The 17546-nt window shown below is 48.8% G+C and carries 22 protein-coding genes; 5 read left to right on the top strand and 17 right to left on the bottom strand.

Annotation, left to right across the window (positions count from 1 at the left end; genetic code table 11):
* Positions 1-48 precede the first annotated feature (48 nt).
* From argS to glyA, 5 genes are all read right to left on the bottom strand, one after another.
* The gene (argS, locus tag WD312_01290) at positions 49-1758 is read right to left on the bottom strand and encodes an arginine--tRNA ligase (GenBank protein ID MEX2563738.1); all 1710 of its coding nucleotides are present in this window, start codon (positions 1756-1758) and stop codon (positions 49-51) included.
* 138 nt (positions 1759-1896) lie between these two features.
* Positions 1897-2385, bottom strand: a complete 489-nt coding sequence (locus WD312_01285; GenBank protein ID MEX2563737.1) for a hypothetical protein — start codon at positions 2383-2385, stop codon at positions 1897-1899.
* Positions 2386-2479: 94 nt separating this feature from the next.
* A complete protein-coding gene (dut, locus tag WD312_01280) occupies positions 2480-2908 on the bottom strand; it encodes a dUTP diphosphatase (protein ID MEX2563736.1) in 429 nt (142 codons plus the stop codon).
* A gap of 32 nt (positions 2909-2940) precedes the next feature.
* The gene (tmk, locus tag WD312_01275; GenBank protein ID MEX2563735.1) at positions 2941-3672 is read right to left on the bottom strand and encodes a dTMP kinase; all 732 of its coding nucleotides are present in this window, start codon (positions 3670-3672) and stop codon (positions 2941-2943) included.
* A 2-nt stretch (positions 3673-3674) separates the two neighbouring features.
* On the bottom strand, positions 3675-4871 hold the full coding sequence (gene glyA, locus WD312_01270) for a serine hydroxymethyltransferase (GenBank protein MEX2563734.1): 1197 nt from the start codon (positions 4869-4871) through the stop codon (positions 3675-3677).
* A gap of 566 nt (positions 4872-5437) precedes the next feature.
* Between glyA and WD312_01265 the strand changes: the two genes are divergently transcribed.
* From WD312_01265 to WD312_01250, 4 genes are all read left to right on the top strand, one after another.
* Positions 5438-5602, top strand: coding sequence for a hypothetical protein (locus WD312_01265; GenBank protein MEX2563733.1), 165 nt, complete (start codon positions 5438-5440; stop codon positions 5600-5602).
* 75 nt (positions 5603-5677) lie between these two features.
* Positions 5678-5953 (top strand): hypothetical protein, encoded by a 276-nt coding sequence (locus tag WD312_01260; protein ID MEX2563732.1) that lies wholly within the window; start codon positions 5678-5680, stop codon positions 5951-5953.
* Between the two features lie 93 nt (positions 5954-6046).
* Positions 6047-6898: a thymidylate synthase gene (locus WD312_01255; GenBank protein MEX2563731.1), complete on the top strand. Its 852-nt coding sequence runs from the start codon at positions 6047-6049 to the stop codon at positions 6896-6898.
* Positions 6899-6922: 24 nt separating this feature from the next.
* On the top strand, positions 6923-7435 hold the full coding sequence (locus tag WD312_01250) for a dihydrofolate reductase (protein ID MEX2563730.1): 513 nt from the start codon (positions 6923-6925) through the stop codon (positions 7433-7435).
* A 270-nt stretch (positions 7436-7705) separates the two neighbouring features.
* Here WD312_01250 and WD312_01245 read toward each other — a convergent pair whose 3' ends face one another.
* Together WD312_01245 and WD312_01240 are read right to left on the bottom strand one after the other, a co-directional pair.
* Positions 7706-8821, bottom strand: a complete 1116-nt coding sequence (locus WD312_01245; protein ID MEX2563729.1) for a 2'-deoxycytidine 5'-triphosphate deaminase — start codon at positions 8819-8821, stop codon at positions 7706-7708.
* Between the two features lie 89 nt (positions 8822-8910).
* Complete coding sequence (locus WD312_01240) at positions 8911-9342, bottom strand: hypothetical protein (GenBank protein MEX2563728.1); 432 nt, start codon at positions 9340-9342, stop codon at positions 8911-8913.
* Positions 9343-9498: 156 nt separating this feature from the next.
* On the opposite strand from WD312_01240, the gene WD312_01235 reads away from it, so the two are divergent.
* On the top strand, positions 9499-9753 hold the full coding sequence (locus WD312_01235; GenBank protein MEX2563727.1) for a hypothetical protein: 255 nt from the start codon (positions 9499-9501) through the stop codon (positions 9751-9753).
* A gap of 115 nt (positions 9754-9868) precedes the next feature.
* Here WD312_01235 and WD312_01230 read toward each other — a convergent pair whose 3' ends face one another.
* The 10 genes from WD312_01230 to WD312_01185 form a co-directional block, all read right to left on the bottom strand.
* Complete coding sequence (locus tag WD312_01230) at positions 9869-10621, bottom strand: lysophospholipid acyltransferase family protein (GenBank protein ID MEX2563726.1); 753 nt, start codon at positions 10619-10621, stop codon at positions 9869-9871.
* Between the two features lie 154 nt (positions 10622-10775).
* A complete protein-coding gene (gene rplK / locus WD312_01225; protein ID MEX2563725.1) occupies positions 10776-11198 on the bottom strand; it encodes a 50S ribosomal protein L11 in 423 nt (140 codons plus the stop codon).
* A gap of 54 nt (positions 11199-11252) precedes the next feature.
* A complete protein-coding gene (gene nusG, locus WD312_01220; protein ID MEX2563724.1) occupies positions 11253-11804 on the bottom strand; it encodes a transcription termination/antitermination protein NusG in 552 nt (183 codons plus the stop codon).
* A gap of 22 nt (positions 11805-11826) precedes the next feature.
* Positions 11827-12018, bottom strand: a complete 192-nt coding sequence (gene secE / locus WD312_01215) for a preprotein translocase subunit SecE (protein ID MEX2563723.1) — start codon at positions 12016-12018, stop codon at positions 11827-11829.
* A gap of 191 nt (positions 12019-12209) precedes the next feature.
* The gene (locus WD312_01210; GenBank protein MEX2563722.1) at positions 12210-13031 is read right to left on the bottom strand and encodes an SIMPL domain-containing protein; all 822 of its coding nucleotides are present in this window, start codon (positions 13029-13031) and stop codon (positions 12210-12212) included.
* A 32-nt stretch (positions 13032-13063) separates the two neighbouring features.
* Complete coding sequence (locus WD312_01205; GenBank protein ID MEX2563721.1) at positions 13064-13954, bottom strand: bifunctional 5,10-methylenetetrahydrofolate dehydrogenase/5,10-methenyltetrahydrofolate cyclohydrolase; 891 nt, start codon at positions 13952-13954, stop codon at positions 13064-13066.
* A 73-nt stretch (positions 13955-14027) separates the two neighbouring features.
* Positions 14028-15638 (bottom strand): DUF3221 domain-containing protein, encoded by a 1611-nt coding sequence (locus WD312_01200; GenBank protein MEX2563720.1) that lies wholly within the window; start codon positions 15636-15638, stop codon positions 14028-14030.
* Between the two features lie 11 nt (positions 15639-15649).
* Positions 15650-16192 carry an RNA polymerase sigma factor gene (locus tag WD312_01195; GenBank protein MEX2563719.1) on the bottom strand — a complete coding sequence of 181 codons (543 nt, stop codon included), beginning with the start codon at positions 16190-16192 and terminating at the stop codon, positions 15650-15652.
* A gap of 189 nt (positions 16193-16381) precedes the next feature.
* Positions 16382-16861, bottom strand: coding sequence for a large conductance mechanosensitive channel protein MscL (mscL, locus tag WD312_01190; GenBank protein ID MEX2563718.1), 480 nt, complete (start codon positions 16859-16861; stop codon positions 16382-16384).
* A gap of 152 nt (positions 16862-17013) precedes the next feature.
* The gene (locus tag WD312_01185; GenBank protein ID MEX2563717.1) at positions 17014-17544 is read right to left on the bottom strand and encodes a hypothetical protein; all 531 of its coding nucleotides are present in this window, start codon (positions 17542-17544) and stop codon (positions 17014-17016) included.
* Positions 17545-17546: the final 2 nt, after the last annotated feature.

The raw sequence follows: 17546 nt of genomic DNA, 5'->3' as shown, positions 1-17546 counted from the left end.
GCTGATATGGTCATACCACACCAGCAGTTCAAACACAATAATTCAAGTCTACATTTGCTCAGGAGCTTCGATGCCAAGAACATTGAGTCCGTTGGCGAGAACGGTTTGCGTAGCTCGAGTGAGCGCGAGTTTGTACGGCGAGAACTCATCATCTACATTTACTATCTGCTCGGTGCCGTAAAAACTATTGAACATGGAGGCAAGTTCGGTCAGGTACGTTGTAACATACTGCGGAGAAAGATCGCTAAATGCCTTCTCGACGATCTCCGGGAATCGATACAGTACTCGCTCCAACTCATACGACTCGGCCGGTGGATTCTCGATCGATGCCACAATTCCTTCTGTCTTTGCTTTTGCCAGGATCGAGTAACAGCGAGTATGTGCATACTGTAGATACGGTCCGGAATCTCCTTCCAACGAGAGTGATTGCTCCATATCGAACGTCACGTTCTTACCCGGCGCCTGCTTTAAAATAGCGTACTTGATCGCCGCGACCGCTTCCTGGGTCGCCAATATATCGGGGTCTTCAAGATCACGGTCAGTTTCCTGTATCTTTTCGTTGGCCCGAGCTTCAACATCTTCGATGAGTGTCCCGCCGCCGATTACATTGCCTTTTCGCGACGACATCTTGCCATCCGGCGTCTGGAGCATGCCGTGCTCTATGTGCTTCGTTCTCTTAACCCACTCCGGATAAAGCTTGGTAAGCGCGGCCATCACCACTTGAAAGTACGATGTCTGCTCGTTTGCTGTTACCACGACCGATTGCTCGTATGTTTCGGTTTCAAATTTCTGCTTGGTAAGCCCGAGCTCCTTGGTCTCGTAGGTTGGCAAACCGCGCGCATTTACGAACACGCGCGTATGCAATCCATCCTCTTCACCGTGGTACACGATCGCGCCATCCGACTCTTTGAAAACACCTTTTTCTTTCCCTTCCTCCACAAGTTTGAGTCCGTCTTCAAAAACCTGACTTTCGAAATAATAACAATCAAACCGTGTGCCGAGTTTTTTGTAGATCTCTTCAAAATGATTCAGGCTTACGGTACGACCCCATTTGTAGAGCTCATTTAGCTCGTCGTTATCACGTTCATATATGTGCGTATTGATCGCGTCGATCTCTTCTTTGGAGCTGCCTTCTTCGTACGCCGCACTACCGGTAACATACGAGTCACCGAGAAATCGCACCTTCTCGATAAGCGGCGCGTCATCTTTCGGCATTTTATGAGCAAGCTGGCGCATTCCCCAGATCGCTTTAGCAACAGGCGGACCAACATCACTCTGGTAATTAGCTCGCACGACTGACGCGCCTTGGCTCTCAAAGAGATTTGCGATCGCTTCGCCGACCGTATTATTCATAATGTGACCGACATGAAACTCTTTGAAGAGGTTCGGATCGGTGTATTCGACCAACACTCTCTTTCCTTCAAGAACCTCGCTCCTGCCAAAATCCATTGCATGAGCAGCAATATCCTCTAGTGACTTTGCAAAGAAATCACGTGCTAAAAAGAAATTAATAAAACCGGGGCCGGCGATCTCTACTTTGTTTACGAAAGAAGGCTTACTCTCTTCAATAAGAGAAATGACTTTTTCAGCAATATCTCGCGGACTGCTACCCTGCTCTTTGGCATATCTCATCGCCACATTCGTTGAAAAATCACCGTGTGCAAGATCGGCCGGGTGCTCCAGCTCAACCTCCGGGTCAGCAATACCGATCTGTTGCAACGCTTCGCTAATTGTGTCTTTCAGGATGTCCTGGATCATAGCTCACAGTATAAAGTATCTGTGCGATCATACCAACTTTCTCTACTTCATACCCTGCAAGAAAGAGACGGTGGAAAAACACAAAGAAAACCCCGGTTCTTTATTAGAACCGGGGCAAGGGATGATACGAGCACTCGCTCATGCGGCAACTGAATGCTGCGCGACGCAGCGAACGACCGTGGGGATCCGCTGAATCCGCAGAGCTTCTTTAACATGCTCACAGCTGACCCGTAGATCTGAAATATCATTGACCCCCTTGTTTCGTACAACAGGAACAATATTGCGACACTGACTCCCCCAAATAGTGTACGCACCGACTCGAGCAATGCCTGGTCGTACGGCAACCCAGCTCAGAAATTCTCGAAGCGTGGCGAATCGTTCCCCACACTCAAGGTGCAGACACGCCTCTTCGACTGATGCCAGCGGCCTGTCATAAAACCAGCTACGAATTTTTACTTCGTAGACTTCCGCCTTACAACTATCGAGCGCGGTTATTCCAAGAGGCACATCATACTCCCTTACACCAACTCGACTCAGGAGCCGGTCTATTGGCTCAAGCAGGTCAACCTGCACACGTCTAAATCGGGTTACACTGAACGATGAGTACGAAACACTAGAGGTTTCCATTGATCTCGCTCCTCAATGAGAAAGTTGTCATAAATAACATGTATACTTGTACTCAAGCATACTCCTACCCTATAAAGACACATTACGCACCCGATTATTTCAAACCGGTACTCCCGAACCGACCGTCACCGCGATCAGAATCACTGAGTTCATCCACCTCCTCGAGTGTTACGATCTCCACCGGAAGGATCATTAGCTGGGCTACCTTGTCACCAACCTCGACCGTATACGGCTCTGTACTAAGATTAAACAACTGGGCATTATACTCTCCGCGATATCCGGCATCGAAAACCCCGCCGAGTGTAGTAACGCCGACATTCGCTATGCCGCCTTTATCTTTCACGATAGCTGCAAATCCCTCCGGGAACTCTAGAGCAAATCCGGTATGGAACACTTTACGCTCGCCTGGCAGGAGTACGCCTTCTTCTCGGGAGAACATATCGAGCGCCACATCACCCGCTCGAGCATAGGCAGGCATCTTAGTATTCTTGTAAAGTTTTTTGATCTGTATCGTAAGCCCCATATGTAACAAAAGGTATAGCAGAAGTACTAGATCTATATACGTCGTAATCGCTTTTGTGTGATCTTGGCCACGTACCCGTGAACCTCCTCAGGGAGCATGCAGGTCATGCCGTCACAACACGTGACTTTCTCCCAGTTTTTATTATTCCGCTCCAACCACAGGGCAGCGTTTCGAGAATTTTTCAAATATTTTAAATTATCTTCCACGACATCCTTTCTTCCCTTTAAATACTTTTTCGACGATTGAGCAGACTTCTTTTTCAGCCACTCTCGACTAACCTCGAACGGCACATCTAAATAAATAACAAGGTCCGGCTTTGGGATGCCGAACACGCCGTGCTCCATTTTTTCAAGCCACTCGAGAAATTCTTTTCGTTTTCGCGCATCTGCAATTTTACCACCCTGATGGATCTGGTTAGCACTTACGTACCGATCAGCCAAAACGGTATACCCCTCTTCCAACCACTTTCGGATATTTTTACTGGATTCGAATCGATCTGCTGCGTACAGCACTGAGGCGACCCGTGGATCAGTTTTTGCAAAATCTCCATACTCACCGGAAAGATAATTACCGATAAGACTTCCGAAAAAGTTATCTTCATAACGGGGAAAGTCGATCGTTTTTACCTTTACCCCTTCTTTCTTAAGATATTTTTTAAGCAAACCAACTTGCGTCGCTTTACCGGACCCATCAATACCATCAATAACGATCAGCTTGCCGCGTGGTGTAACTTTACGTGGTTTTCCTGTGTCCTTTTTAGCCATGTCTACTGTTTTAGAATTCTATCAATGCGCTCAGCGATCTTCTCCATATCCTTTTCTTTTGCTCCTTTGGATGTTTCAGCGGCAGTACCGATGCGAATACCGGATGGGTCCATCGGCGAACGCGTTTCGTTCGGGATCGTATTTTTGTTTACAATAATATCTTCTTTCTCAAGCCGGTCGCTGGCCTCTTTACCGGAGATCCCTTTGCCGTCGAGCCACGTGTCTATCAAAAGCAAGTGCGTATCAGTGCCTCCGGAGATAACACGCCAACCACGCGCTGCCAGCTCATCGGCCAACACCTTTGCGTTTGCGACGACTTGGGTAACATACTTTTCAAATCCTTTCGTACTTGCTTCTTTGAGCGCAACAGCGGTTGCTGCCACCTGGTTCATGTGCGGTCCTCCCTGCAGTCCCGGGAATACCGCTTTGTCGATCGCTTTTGGAATGCCACGCTTGTCCTTGCGAGCAAATATGATCGCCGCGCGCGGTCCGCGCAGTGTTTTGTGAACCGTGGTCATTACGGTGTCTGCATAGCGAAATGGCGACGGATGCGCCCCGCCGGCAACCAACCCGCCGATATGCGACATATCAACGTGTAAGTACGCACCCTTTCGACCTTGCTCAGGGTAAACCACTGCATCAGCGATCTCCCGGAATTTTTTCCAATTCACCTTCCGCGGATACGCCGTAAAACCGGCAACAATGATATCTGGCTTCTCTTTTAAAGCGAGCTTCTTGAGTGCCTCGTAATCGATCTGCTCGGTTTTGGGATCAACGCCGTAGGATACCTGTTTCCAGAACATGCCGGTTGCCGAAACCTTGAACCCATGCGAGAGATGTCCTCCCTGATCAAGCGACATCCCCATGATCTTTCCGCCTTGAGGAACCAATGCCAAATACACCGCGAGGTTCGCCGGGGAACCGGAAAGCGGCTGAACATTCACGTGCCAGGTTTTTTCAGAGAGATCAAAGGTCTTGAGGGCGCGCTTTTGAGCAAGTGCTTCAACTGAGTCAATAATGTCGTTGCCGCCATAGTATCGTTTGCCGGGATAGCCTTCGGCGTATTTATTGGTCAGCACTGAGCCAAGTGCCACAAGCACGTCTTGCGAGACAATATTCTCAGAGGCTATCAAGTTCACTACTCTATCCTGTCGCTTCGCTTCTTCACGAATTCGCTTTTCAATCTGAGTATCTTTCATAATAAACCCATTCTAGAGGAAAGGTCCTAAAAATACAATTAGAAAAGCGATCAAAAAACCCTAAGAAAAACCCCACGGCACTGAGCGCGCGTGGGGTAGTAAGTTGAAAGGACGCAGTCCTAGTAGGACATTTATAGCTGTCGGCGGCGTGCTTTAACTCCATCGAGCGATCTAACACCACCGAAATTAAGCACTCTCGGATCGCTGGCCAACCTGACCTGCCTCGGAGCAGGAGGTATATTTAGTATCCTGGCGTGCTCATGACATCCGCCCGGAGGCGCATTGGAGCTGCTAGCGATCCGACCGTCGAGCGTCTGCATACGAAATTTTCCCGTCCTTGGCATACTAATGCTTCCTTCTTCATTTTTGGATCAAAGAACGTTGTTCGAACCACAGACTTAAAATTATACATATTAAATTGATTTCGTCAATAAACGTACCGCCCTCTCTATTCACTACAGGTATCCACAGCTAACAAACCACTTCTAGTAACTGCGCCATCCTCTTCATTTGTACTTTTAAAACAGCTTGGTACAATAGAGCTAATCAATTAATTCTTTGCGCCTATGTCTTCACTTGAGTCTCGATCGTTTCCTATAGAATCCGTAGAACACGTTGAATTATCAAAGGAGCAACAAGAGCGTCTAGATGATCTGCGCGCAGCAGAGGTGGAGATGTTTGGAGAGAATTATACTAATACAACTATAGAAGCGGCACTGAATCGAGCCTAGTAACAGAACAAAGGTAGCGCTACTCACTCTATCGGTGTAAGCAAAACCCGCCTCACCCAGTCTTAGAAAGAATATATGCTAGATGATTCCCTAACTACATCCATCGCGGAACTTGATATCTCCGGCGAAGAAAAAGAACAACTTGCAGAAGTTGTTGAACGAGGTCTGTCCCATCAAGAGCGCGCTCGGCTTATTGGGCAGGGCGAGAAAATGACTGATTTTCTCAATCGTCTCAATACCGTCATTAATAAAAAGCGTGACTACTTGATCGGCACAGATGACGCCCCTTCCCTCGATCAACTTCTTGAGGAGGAAGACCAGCTTTTACGTGAACTACAGCCCAAGGAATAACCTGGAAACGTAATCAGAAGAAAAGACCGGAATCAGCGAGACGCTGATTTTTTTGTTACTATAGATACAACGTTATACATGTAAATATTCATCATGAAAGCATATCTATCACTTCTCCAGGAGATCATGGATACCGGCGTTGACCGTGAAGGTCGAAATGGTTCCACTCGTGCACTGTTTGCAAAACAGCTTCGGTTCAAAATGAGCGAAGGTTTTCCGGCGGTCACAACAAAAAAACTTGCCTTCAAAATGATGACCGGCGAATTGCTGTGGTTCATTGAAGGTAGCGGAGACGAAAACCGACTTCGCGAGATCATGGGTAAGGACTGGACCATCTGGACCGACAATGCGTATTCTGACTACTGGAAGCCCCACGCACTTTTCGACGGAGACTGTGGTCGAATCTACGGTGTTCAATGGCGTAACTGGCGCTCTCCCGCCTATCCGGACCGTGGACGAAACGAAGTAAAAGAGATCGATCAGCTTGCGGAAGTAATAGATAAGATCAAGAATAAACCTGGTGACCGACGGCTGATCGTCTCGGCCTGGAACCCGGGCGAGCTCGATCTCATGGCGCTTCCGCCCTGTCACATGATGTTCCAGTTTTTCGTTGCAAACGGCAAAATAAGTCTTCACATGACTCAACGTAGCTGCGACATGTTCCTCGGTGTGCCGTTCAACATCGCCTCTTACGCTCTTCTCCTGTCGATGGTTGCACAAGTAACCGACCTCGAACCCGACGAATGTATCCTTACGCTGAACGACGCGCACGTCTACCACGATCACTTTGATGCAGTTAAGGAACAGTTGTCTCGCAAACCTCTACCGCTTCCAACACTGTGGCTCAACCCGGAAGTAAAAGATATCGACAGCTTCACAATGAACGACATAAAACTTGAGAACTACGAACACCACGACCAGATCAAAGCAAAAATGGCGGTCTAGCTAGTTCCAGAGATCAAAAAACGTATGAAGAAACACCCACGAATCAGTGCGATCGCCGCAGTCGGCGAAAGAACGCGAGTGATCGGCAAGGACAACCAACTCCTTTGGCATATACCTGAGGATCTAAAACGTTTTAAAGAGATCACTCGCGGTCATCCGGTGATAATGGGGCGAAAAACGTTTGAATCCATTCTCTCGATCCTTGGCAAACCACTTCCCGGTCGCACGAACATTGTTGTTACCCGCCGGAATGATTACGATACACAAGGAGCTCAGATCGCTGACTCGATTGAGGGCGCGCTTGAACAAGCTTCCGTACTCGATAGTGATGAAATATTTGTGATCGGCGGACAGCAGATCTATGAGCAAGCACTTCCATTCATCAACCGTTTATATCTAACGCTGGTCGATTCCAGCAAGGAAGGTGACACCTGGTTTCCTAAATACGAACAGGAATTTTCACGAGAGGCACATCGCGAAGAACACTCGACGGAAGACGGGCTTCGCTATGCGTGGGTTACCCTTGACAGGGGGTAAATAATTATATATAGTACTAACAGCTTTGTACTACTATTTACACTGGAAAGGGTGCTCTATGAAATGCGTTCTTGCTGTTCTTCTGGTCTCGATAACGGTTGGCTGTGTTCACAGCCGACCTGATGATCGACCGATCATTGAACCGACCAGGTCGCCATCGGACAAGGAAGTTCCGGAACCCGTACAACAACAGGATGAGATCCAACACCGCAACGCTTTCAGCGTGGCGGTTTTTTACACCCCATCTCACCCTCTTCTAAACCGTCTCTTTTACTTGTTTTTAGGTGCTTTAAACTGCTTCGCGAGCCGTGGACCGGATTGAACTGAATAGTTTGAGTCGAGCTGGTCGTAGTTCTGGTCAGGCGTTTCGGTCACGCGCTCAAAACGGATCTTAGCAATTGGTTGACCGTCACGGGCAACCAAGTCTTCAAATGGTCGCACCTCAAGCGTCAGCGGTCGGCCATTACCCTCACCCTCTTTTCCATACCCCCAGCCCGGATCGATAAATCCGGCATAATGAGAACGGAATTCCCCGCTCCGCTCGTCCATCGGCGCCATCTCGCAAGCCAAGGTAGGCGGCACCTTCACCGCCTCTCTGGTTGAGAGAATGTAGAACTCATTCTGCTTTAAATAAATATAGCCGTTGTCCTTTTTAACCGGTTCAAAGAAATCCTTTGGGTCGTATCCGCCGATCTTCGCAAGATCGATCGGTGTGTCGCCGATCCTACCGCGGTAGCCGATCAGGTCATTCATACCGTCGAGTGAGAGGATAAGAGAGTCATCGTTATCACGTACCAAAAGCTCCTCATATAGATACGGCTTTTTATTTTCCGGATTCCACAGAAGCTTGTCCCGCTTCATGGCCATTTCAAGCTCGAGCTGGTCAAGTCGCGTATCAGCATTAAAAAACCGAAGCTGGTTCAGCGACTGACCCGGTGCTACTTTGATCGGAAATGTTTTGGGAACGATCGATACCCACAGCTCCCCTTTCCAGCCACCGGGAGTTACTGAATCGTACCGCGGCACACCATCGGCAATGAGGCGAACATGGATATCGAGACGACCGGTTGTTGATTTAGGATTGCAGAACGCATATACAGTCTCGGGGAGTTCAAGCGTTTCGTTCAGACGGGCGATATACATCTGCTCGCGCTGGAGTGGACTTTTGAGGTCGTGCTTCTTTTTATCTATAAGTTCCAGTACTTCTCGAACTGTTTCTCCCGGACGTGGCTGAAACACACCTCCAACTGAATACACCTCATCCGAGATAGAAAGATCGAGCGACGCCGGACGAACATTATCTTCTGTTGCACCCATAATAAACCCGCTCTGTATCAACTCTGCGATCGTCTGCGACGCGATCGCTCCTTTCTTGTGTGAGGTCATAGTATTCATATACTACCGAAAAGAATCGCTGATGACAAAGAAATACCCCGCCACGGATGGTGACGGGGTACCTGTATACAGTATTTTCATCATGTGGACTGAGTGCGCGAGTCGGCAAAACGCAACACCAGTTCCACCGCATGCCGATGGTCGTTGTACCTCTGGAAGGTGAACAACTCTTGATCTGCCTCTTCGCCAACCCCAAGAATGATCCGTGTAACTTTGCTCTCAACAGAGGCAAGCCCTAGTGTCGGAACATCGTACCGCCAGAGCGCCGCGCCGATCTCAAGACCTAACCCGGTTGACGGGTAATCGCACATTGCAACAAACAGATCGGCGGAGGCCACGCACCCCTCGATATCCCAACGATACACATCTACCGGCGAACCTTGCGTGAGACCAAGAAAACCGAGCACTTCAAATTGTTGCTCAAGATCCTGCTTCATTGAATCAACCAGATCTCGGTACGCTTGCGGTGCGTGAGTAAGAGAACATCCAACGTACAATTTTAGTTTTGACACGAGGAACCTCCTTTTTTGATCGTTCTACGATAAACCACATCCCATACAGTTATACCACACCCTGAAAAAATGTGGCCATGATATTGTTGACGCGTTTGCAAAAATAGGTACTATTCACATTAGTTCTGATATCACGTCCTTTTGAGGAGGTTCGCTATGACAGTTCGAGAAATGAAGGTTCGAGCGCGCCGACGGCAACGCCGCGTTCTACGCCAAAGACTCATCCGAGAAGTCGAGCGAAATGATGGCGACTGTGTCTCGGAAACAGAATTAAGAAAGAGGGAGAACGGCGGTAATCTGCCGGTCGACAATCTCGATGAGCTGATCGACGCCGGAGATGAAGTGCTCCGGGAAGAATCTCGCCAAGATGCAGAGATCTTGCGACTTTCCGTGGAAGCACACGTCATTTAAACTAACTCTAAACCAAACCCGCCGTCCGGTATCCCCGGACGGCATTTTTAAAACCGTACAAAGAACACGGTATGAAAAGAAAAGAAAAAAAGGGTGCACGCTCGTGGTGCACCCTTTACTCGTCCTGCTCGTCAGCCAACTCAAGAAGCGCTGTCGTAAGCTTTTCTGTCTCGGCAACTACTCGATCTTTACGTTGGGGATCTTTAGAAGAGACGCGCTCGACCGTATACGGTTCTCCGATAGTTATTGTGACGCACCGCCACATACGCGGCACACCGCACCCGACCGGAAGCACCTTTTCTGCCCCAGAGATCCAGATAGGCACAATCGTTGCGCCGGAGTCACAGGCGGCACGCGACAAGCCGTGTTGTAAAGTACGAACTCGCCCTGCCTTGTTTTGAGACCAACAAAATGTAGCCCCTCGGGCTGTGCGACCTCCTTCGCCGAACATAATAACGCGTGCGCCCACTTTGAGCTTCTGAATGATCGCACTAAGAGCTTTCAGCTCGCCTTTCCGCTTACCTCTCGGCACGAAAATAAACCGTTGTCGAAACAGAGCCCAGTACCACCGATCATAATTCCCTTTATCCGGAGTACTCCAAGGAATGCGAGTACGCGGATGGCGCAACCCCTCCCAAGGAAACAGAAGCATGAGCAGCATCGGCTCCCAGAGCGAAGGATGGTTAGGAGCAATGATCACCCTCCCTTTTCCTCGAGGCCATCGCTCGGGATACCGGATCCGGATCCTGCCCGTCAACCGCAGTACCCCGTAGAGGATCACGCTCATGGCAAACACCGGATAGGACACCGACACGAACTGAAGAACCTCAGCAATACGAGTTGTACGCGATCGTGTATTCTCTTTCATCAGAGTCTCCTTTTTTATTTGTCTTTCGTTTCGAGCACAGTGTACAAACCAAAACGAGTTTACCAGGTATAGCAATAGCCGGCAACATAATAAAACACTAAACCCGTCACTTGTACGTGACGGGTTTAGTATCATTAAACGCTCTAACCGGCTTTTATTTTACTTCAACACCCATTGAGCGAGCGGTTCCCGCGATGATCTTGGAAGCCTGATCAAGATCGTGAGCGTTCAAGTCGGCCATTTTTCGCTCGGCGATCTCTTTGATCTGAGCCTTAGTGATGGTTCCGACTTTTGTAGTAAGCGGATTTGCAGCTCCTTTATCCTTGCCGATAGCCTTTAGAATAAGACGGGAAGCCGGCGGAGTCTTGTAGACGAGGTCAAAACTCTTATCTTCGTACACGAGAACCTCAACCGGAATGATATCACCGGCCATCTGAGCAGTTCCTTCGTTAAATCGAGTAACGAATTCACCAATATTAATACCGGCCTGACCGAGAGCCGGTCCGATCGGAGGTGCAGGCGTTGCCTTTGCGGCAGGAACCTGGAGTTTTAGTTTTTTCTGGACTTCTTTTGCCATACAATTAGCTTAGTACGTTGTAGCTTATAGAATTAAAGTGGATTAGTCAATCGATTAGGTTTTCTTCACCTGCAAGAAATCAAGTTCAACCGGCGTCTCGCGACCGAACATCGAGACAAGCACTTTCACCTTGCCTCGCTCGTGATCCACCTCGCTTACCTTCCCTTCAAGCTCTTTGAACGGACCGTCCACGATCGATACCAGCTCACCGACACTCAAGTCGATCTCGTGAGAGCTTGTGTCAGCATTCATACGAGCAAAAAGGCCATCGATCTCTGCCTGATCAACCGGAACCGGAAACACACCGGCCCCAACAAATCCGGTCACGCGAGGAGTGTTTCGTACCACATACCACGACTCATCAGTCACGATCATGTTCACGAGGATATAGCCGGGATAGATCTTTTCTTCTTCTTCAATACGCTTGCCTCCCTTGATCTTGATCTTCTTTTCAGTCGGCACGACCACATCAAAGATCCGATCGGTCATACCAAGCGACTCGATGCGTTGCTTAAGGTTTCGGCGCACAGCATCCTCGTAACCGGCGTACGTGTGCACGACATACCAGTTGCGTCCCTGATTAACTTGTTGTTTCTGTTGAACCATAATAAAGAATGAAGGTGACTCGTTACAGTACAAACGTGTTTAATCCCACTGAGAATATCCAGTCAAAAAAGCCAAGGAACAGAGCGATTGCAAGCGATATAGCGATCACAATAACCGTATAGATGATCGCCTGGCGACGCGTTGGCCAGCTGACGTGCAGCATTTCTCCCTGTGTGTCTTTCACGTAATTGATGAATTGAGTAACGTAATTCATAAGTTGATTTGCCTAATAAAAAACCCCTCCCGGGGCGTCGTTAAATATCATAATACTCTTTTTGGGTTTAGTGTCAATAGTAGCCAAAAACACCTGAGTGATATCGGATATCAGCTCAGGCACAGAAAACACCGCCCCATTTTGCGGGGCGGTGTTTCTTAACTCCCTCCTACTGTAAACCACTACGGAATTTACCGTATCTCGTACGTAATATTCACATTTGAGACTATCCGATTCTCTCCGGCAGGCAACTGTGGCGAAGCGACAGCGTCATCTCCATTAAAAGCCATCTGTACGGATTCCATGCGCGCATACGGATATGGCTGCCCTGATTCCTCAAAGCGAATCACGCGAACCAACCGCACACCAAGATCACTCGCAAGCTCCTGAGCTTTTGCTTTTGCGTCAGCGATAGCTTCGGCACGCGCCTCTGCATTCACCGCGTCTTCATCATCGATCGTCAACTGAACATTGCTGATCTGTTGAACTCCAGTGTCTCCAAGGATCTGAACCACATCGCTTGCTCGCTCCCGATCCTCAACCTTTACCTCGATCGTTTGGCGAAGCTCGTAGCCAACAAGTATCTGCCTGCCTTCCGGCGGACACAACTGTCCTGCTTCACACGCAGTACGCGAGTATTCGTATCGTGGATTAAGTGTATAGTTCTGCGTCTTGATATCATTTTCATCGATATCAAGATCTGCAAGAGCGGCCAGCACTTCACTGATACGCTCTGACGCGGCGCTTTGTGCTCCCTCTGTTGTCTCTGCTGTCTCGATCACACTGAACGAAACCCGAGCTGTATCCGGTACTGCAAACACCTCACCTTCACCCGAAACACTGATCGTCGCCTGCGGCTCGATCTCACTTCCGATATGCCAAAATTCACGGATCGAATTCACTGCTTGAATCGCAATGAAAAAGGCAAGGACCAATAACACGACTGATCCTATCTTAAATAGCTTTGTCTTTTCTTTCAGCATTGAATCACTTTGCGTAGTATTCTGTTCCATATTCTGTTACTTCTTACCTCTTTAATAATTACTTATCTTTCCTCGACCTGCTTTTGATATGCTTTGATGCAATTTTCAAATAATGAAAGCACGGTCATCGGACCAACACCGCCGGGTACCGGCGAGATCGCGGACACGATCCCTTCGACCGCCTCAAAGTCCACGTCACCAATAAATTTTTTGCCTGACCCGGTCTGAAGAGCTATTTCTTCTTCCAGACTTTCCCCGGTGTTTAGGTTAATACCGACATCAATTACCGTCTGCCCTTCTCGCACATGCTCCGCGCCGATCAGTTTCGGCCGACCGGTCGCCACGATCAGCACATCTGCTTGCCGGGTAACCTGAGCAAGGTCAGTGGTTTTGCTGTGAGCGATCGTCACTGTCGCGTCGCGAACGAGCATTACAGAAGCTGTTGGCTTACCCACAAGCGCTGACCGGCCAACTACTACTACCCGCTTACCAGCAAGATCAATATCGTACGCATCCAGAAGTGAGCCGATCCCCTTTGCTGTGGCAGGCGTAAAACCGGAGCCGTCTCCCGCCTGCAGTTTCTTTACGTTCACCGCCGTCAGACCGTCCACATCCTTGTTCGGTTCGATCGCCTCAATGACCGAAGAGGTGTCTAAACGGTCCGGCAACGGCAACTGTACGATAATACCGTGCGTGCTCGTATCCTTATTTGCTTCTTCTATTGCGTCGATCAGATCACTTTCCTGCACATCCTCAGGGAACTGACGAACCTCAACGGCAACACCTATCTCGGCGCCGAATTTTTTCTTCTGCTCGATGTACGCGGTTGAGTCCGCACGACTTCCCACCTGAAGAATAACTAACGTGGGCGTATCGTTAAATAGCGAGACCAGCTCTGTAAGTTTTGCTTTGCGCTCATCGCGAACTTTTTTTCCGTCTAGAATTTTTACCATAAGTATCATTGTAGAGGAAAAAGATGTTCCTCACAATTTTCGGCCTCTTTACCGTCTACTTAGAGCCGAGATCTTAAAGTGAGGTATCGAGTCGAACGTCTACCTCAACCTCAGTTGAAAGATCAACCCCACTACCTTCAGAAGATTCGCCCTCAACGCCCGCATTTACGCCGGCCTCACTCTCCAGCCCTTGCTCATACGGCGATACCTCAGGCAAATTAGCATTGCTTTGAACCTTATACTGTTCATCGGTTACAACGATCCGGTCAGCCCCGCCCTGGGCAGGATACGATTCAGCCATTGGTCCGCTTGAGTACACTTCTACACCCACATGGGTATCGAGATCCACAAAAGTCATCTCTCTTCCGTCCTGATCTGTTATTTCTGTATCGCTCGAAACAGCATACCAAACAGCGGTGCCACGAAGTTCACCCAACTCTCCGGTATACTCCTTTACTCCCGAAGCCAAGCTCTCGGCCACTAAAATCCTATTCTCAGAGATAGCAAAAATAAATCCTTCTACCCAATCTTGTTCAACACCACCACCTGCTCCTTGTCCCGCAGATGATCCGGACGATCCATTCCCAACAGAGACCGACAGTCCGAGCTTTGTTAACTCAAAGGAGGTTCGCGCATCGTTTGCTGCACGAAGAGCTGACTCGGCGACATGAAAGGCTTTTCGATATTCACCGCCATCGAGACCACCCCGTGCTTCAAGAAAAAGCTCCCGGGCTTCCTTTAGTCGGGTTTTGGCTTCAGCTTCTACATCATCCCTTGATCCATTTACTCGCTTCAGGGTGCTTTCGGCAGAAGCGATAACGTTAGCCGCAGCTTTTATTTTGCCTCGTGCCCGAGCCTCAAAGCCGGCCTCTGAACCGGCTCGAGAGCTGGTTTTAACGTCGACACCATCACTCACCGCCTGGTCAGCGTCGCTTTCGGCACGCATTGTACTCATTGTACTCATTTCGCTTTTGTTTTCTGTGCTTTCAGTTGCGGCCTCTGCGCCTAGTGACGCCGCGACCCGTACCGGCATCACTGATGCAACATCAGCTCGTAGCTGAGCAACATCTCGTCCCGTACTTTCCAGTCGGGCTAAAACCCGATCGTGAGACTCAAGCGCAGCCTCAAAGCCTGAGCGTATTTCAACCGTTGTCTCTTCATCCTCGATCTGCTCAAGTTCTTGCTGGTATCGTTCTACCTGCTTCGCAAAAGCGACCGAAATACCCGATCGGGTCTCTGTGCTTAATTCACTATCAATTACAGCAACCTGCTCAGCTTCCTGCAAGCGTCGCTCGGCGAGCATTGATGCGCGCTTTGCGTCAGCTTCGGCCGAGACGGAGAACCAACCGGCGATCTCTTCGTTTACATTTGTCTTAACCGGGTAGAGGACGTCGCCCGGAAGTGACTGCTGGGCAGCTACTGATGTTCCACCGGTAAGGATCAGCGCAAGAGCTACTGCTAGTGCTGGCATAGGTCGTATGTAGGCTACGAATAATGATCGAACTGTTCGTGTTTTATATGCTGAACGGCTCACATCATCAAGACGCTTCGCTTGAGCGGAACTTACAGGAGACAGATCAATGGTCTCAGAAAGCATGTTTCGAATTGACTCTTTCTCATCTTTTGAGAGAGTCGGCGCCGTGCGCTGAAACAGATCTTTGATTGTTTTAATAAGGTTATCCATGATAAATAAATCTATATTTTTTCGATGCCTAAAAGTGTACGCAGCTGTCCGAGCCCTCGATTAACACGAACGGATATCACATTCTCTGACTCTCCGGTTATACGGGCGATCTCGGTAGGTGACAGCTGGTCAAGGAAGCGCATCGTAACAGCAGTTCGGTATTTTTCGTCAAGCTGGTCAACAGCCGCTCGCACCCGGTCACGCTCAGCGTTTCCCTCGATCCGCTCTACCGCATCCGTATCGGCCGGGTCAAAGATCGGATTTGTATTTTCCTCATTCTCATCACGCTGCTGATCAAGCGACATTTCTTTTTTCTTTCCATACGAATCCACAATAAGATTGTGTGCAACACGGTACAGAAATGCTCTCATATTCTTGATGTCGTTCCCTTTCGTAATAGATTTCCAAGTACGAGCGAACGTGTCGTGCATGAGGTCTTTAGCCAGTTCCCGATCAGATACCCGAAAATAACAATGCTTGAAAATAGCATCCGCGTACTCGTCGTACACCTTGAGAAACTGCTCTTTTGCTCTTTGTTGGTCGTCTGTATTCATAGACTGTTCTACGCCTTTTCACTTACTGCAACAAACGAGTGAGGTCGCGCGAGAGCGCAATCTTCGGCAAACGAGGATAAAGTGGGGGGGGCTGCCTTCCGGTAGGCGGGTTCACTCACGTCTTTATCCGAGCGAAGGCGAAGATTGCATTCTCGCATGACTCGCGAGTGCAGTTGGAGCAAGCTCTGCTTACACCGCGTCATCTTTGAGCGGCTTAATGTCAGCTGTACAGAAGGGACATTTGATCGCTTTTCGTGACACCTCTTTAAAGCAGTACGGACAGGCGCGCACCGACGGTGTTGTTTTAGGATCTTTCGCTTCCTGTGCACGAAGGCGATTGATCACCTTCACAAGCACGAACACCGCAAGGGCCATCAATACAAAACTGAACAATGAATTAAAGAATGATCCGTAATTGATCGTCGGGGCGCCGGCTGCTTGAGCGGCCGCAAAGCTATCGTACTCAATTCCGGAAAGATTCACGTACAAATTTGAAAAATCAACGCGACCGATAAGTAGCCCAAGCGGTGGCGTGATAATGTCATTAACAAGAGATGTAACAATACTGTTAAACGCCGCACCGATAACGATACCGACCGCCAGATCGACCACGCTCCCTTTCAGTGCGAACTGCTTGAACTCATTAAAAAACGATCTAAAAAATGTCATAGTCTATAGTATTTTAATCTCTTCTCCTCTCATCTGTTCCCTAACAGGATGTTTTTCCTACCCTCTCTCCTAAGCAACATGGCATGTGTTCTTAAAGTGGTTGGGCGTAGGATCTGGGCTTTAAGAACACATACCATGTTGCGACACACTCTTTATTCGTGCAATTCAAAAACCATGTTAGCCCGAACGCTTCGCACTTCCGGATACCGTTCAAATCGGCACATATACCGTGCCTCCTCGCCTTCGGTTACCGAAACCTCGAGCCAACCCTGATCATCAAACGAGGACTCGGCGGAATCCTCATCGCCAAACGAAGCGCCCTCCACCTCGATGATCCGTCTCGCGTCATTAAATTCAATATCAGATTCGAACGCGACCAAAAGACTCCCTTCGGTGTAGTTCTGTTCCTCAAGTTCTTCCTCATGCTCACTCACACAGCTTCCTTGTGCCTTCTCTTCATCAAATACATCCGCGTTAACTGTAGTAGTTGCTTGTGATCCAACACCTTCAGGAACATCAGTTTCACTACTCGACCCATCCTCGGTATCTGTTGATGTGCTCACCGTCTCAAATTCCAGATCCGAAGTTTCACTTTGCTGATCTGAGAACAGCAAAAAGACGACCGCAAAAAGAAATACGACAACCGAAATACCTAGTACTGTGTATACAAGTTTTCTGCCCATTG

The sequence above is a fragment of the Candidatus Paceibacterota bacterium genome (genome assembly GCA_040905715.1).
Lineage (GTDB): Bacteria > Patescibacteriota > Minisyncoccia > Phycocordibacterales > CSBR16-193 > JBBDHZ01.
The sequence above is the reverse complement of the archived record's forward strand: the minus strand, read 5'-3'. Positions and strand labels throughout refer to the sequence as shown.

Coding starts and splice junctions, on each gene's coding strand:
- argS (MEX2563738.1), bottom strand. CDS start 1,758: ATGATCCAGGACATCCTGAAAGACACAATTAGCGAAGCGTTGCAACAG.
- WD312_01285 (MEX2563737.1), bottom strand. CDS start 2,385: ATGGAAACCTCTAGTGTTTCGTACTCATCGTTCAGTGTAACCCGATTT.
- dut (MEX2563736.1), bottom strand. CDS start 2,908: ATGGGGCTTACGATACAGATCAAAAAACTTTACAAGAATACTAAGATG.
- tmk (MEX2563735.1), bottom strand. CDS start 3,672: ATGGCTAAAAAGGACACAGGAAAACCACGTAAAGTTACACCACGCGGC.
- glyA (MEX2563734.1), bottom strand. CDS start 4,871: ATGAAAGATACTCAGATTGAAAAGCGAATTCGTGAAGAAGCGAAGCGA.
- WD312_01265 (MEX2563733.1), top strand. CDS start 5,438: ATGTCTTCACTTGAGTCTCGATCGTTTCCTATAGAATCCGTAGAACAC.
- WD312_01260 (MEX2563732.1), top strand. CDS start 5,678: ATGCTAGATGATTCCCTAACTACATCCATCGCGGAACTTGATATCTCC.
- WD312_01255 (MEX2563731.1), top strand. CDS start 6,047: ATGAAAGCATATCTATCACTTCTCCAGGAGATCATGGATACCGGCGTT.
- WD312_01250 (MEX2563730.1), top strand. CDS start 6,923: ATGAAGAAACACCCACGAATCAGTGCGATCGCCGCAGTCGGCGAAAGA.
- WD312_01245 (MEX2563729.1), bottom strand. CDS start 8,821: ATGACCTCACACAAGAAAGGAGCGATCGCGTCGCAGACGATCGCAGAG.
- WD312_01235 (MEX2563727.1), top strand. CDS start 9,499: ATGACAGTTCGAGAAATGAAGGTTCGAGCGCGCCGACGGCAACGCCGC.
- WD312_01230 (MEX2563726.1), bottom strand. CDS start 10,621: ATGAAAGAGAATACACGATCGCGTACAACTCGTATTGCTGAGGTTCTT.
- rplK (MEX2563725.1), bottom strand. CDS start 11,198: ATGGCAAAAGAAGTCCAGAAAAAACTAAAACTCCAGGTTCCTGCCGCA.
- nusG (MEX2563724.1), bottom strand. CDS start 11,804: ATGGTTCAACAGAAACAACAAGTTAATCAGGGACGCAACTGGTATGTC.
- secE (MEX2563723.1), bottom strand. CDS start 12,018: ATGAATTACGTTACTCAATTCATCAATTACGTGAAAGACACACAGGGA.
- WD312_01210 (MEX2563722.1), bottom strand. CDS start 13,031: ATGGAACAGAATACTACGCAAAGTGATTCAATGCTGAAAGAAAAGACA.
- WD312_01205 (MEX2563721.1), bottom strand. CDS start 13,954: ATGGTAAAAATTCTAGACGGAAAAAAAGTTCGCGATGAGCGCAAAGCA.
- WD312_01200 (MEX2563720.1), bottom strand. CDS start 15,638: ATGGATAACCTTATTAAAACAATCAAAGATCTGTTTCAGCGCACGGCG.
- WD312_01195 (MEX2563719.1), bottom strand. CDS start 16,192: ATGAATACAGACGACCAACAAAGAGCAAAAGAGCAGTTTCTCAAGGTG.
- mscL (MEX2563718.1), bottom strand. CDS start 16,861: ATGACATTTTTTAGATCGTTTTTTAATGAGTTCAAGCAGTTCGCACTG.
- WD312_01185 (MEX2563717.1), bottom strand. CDS start 17,544: ATGGGCAGAAAACTTGTATACACAGTACTAGGTATTTCGGTTGTCGTA.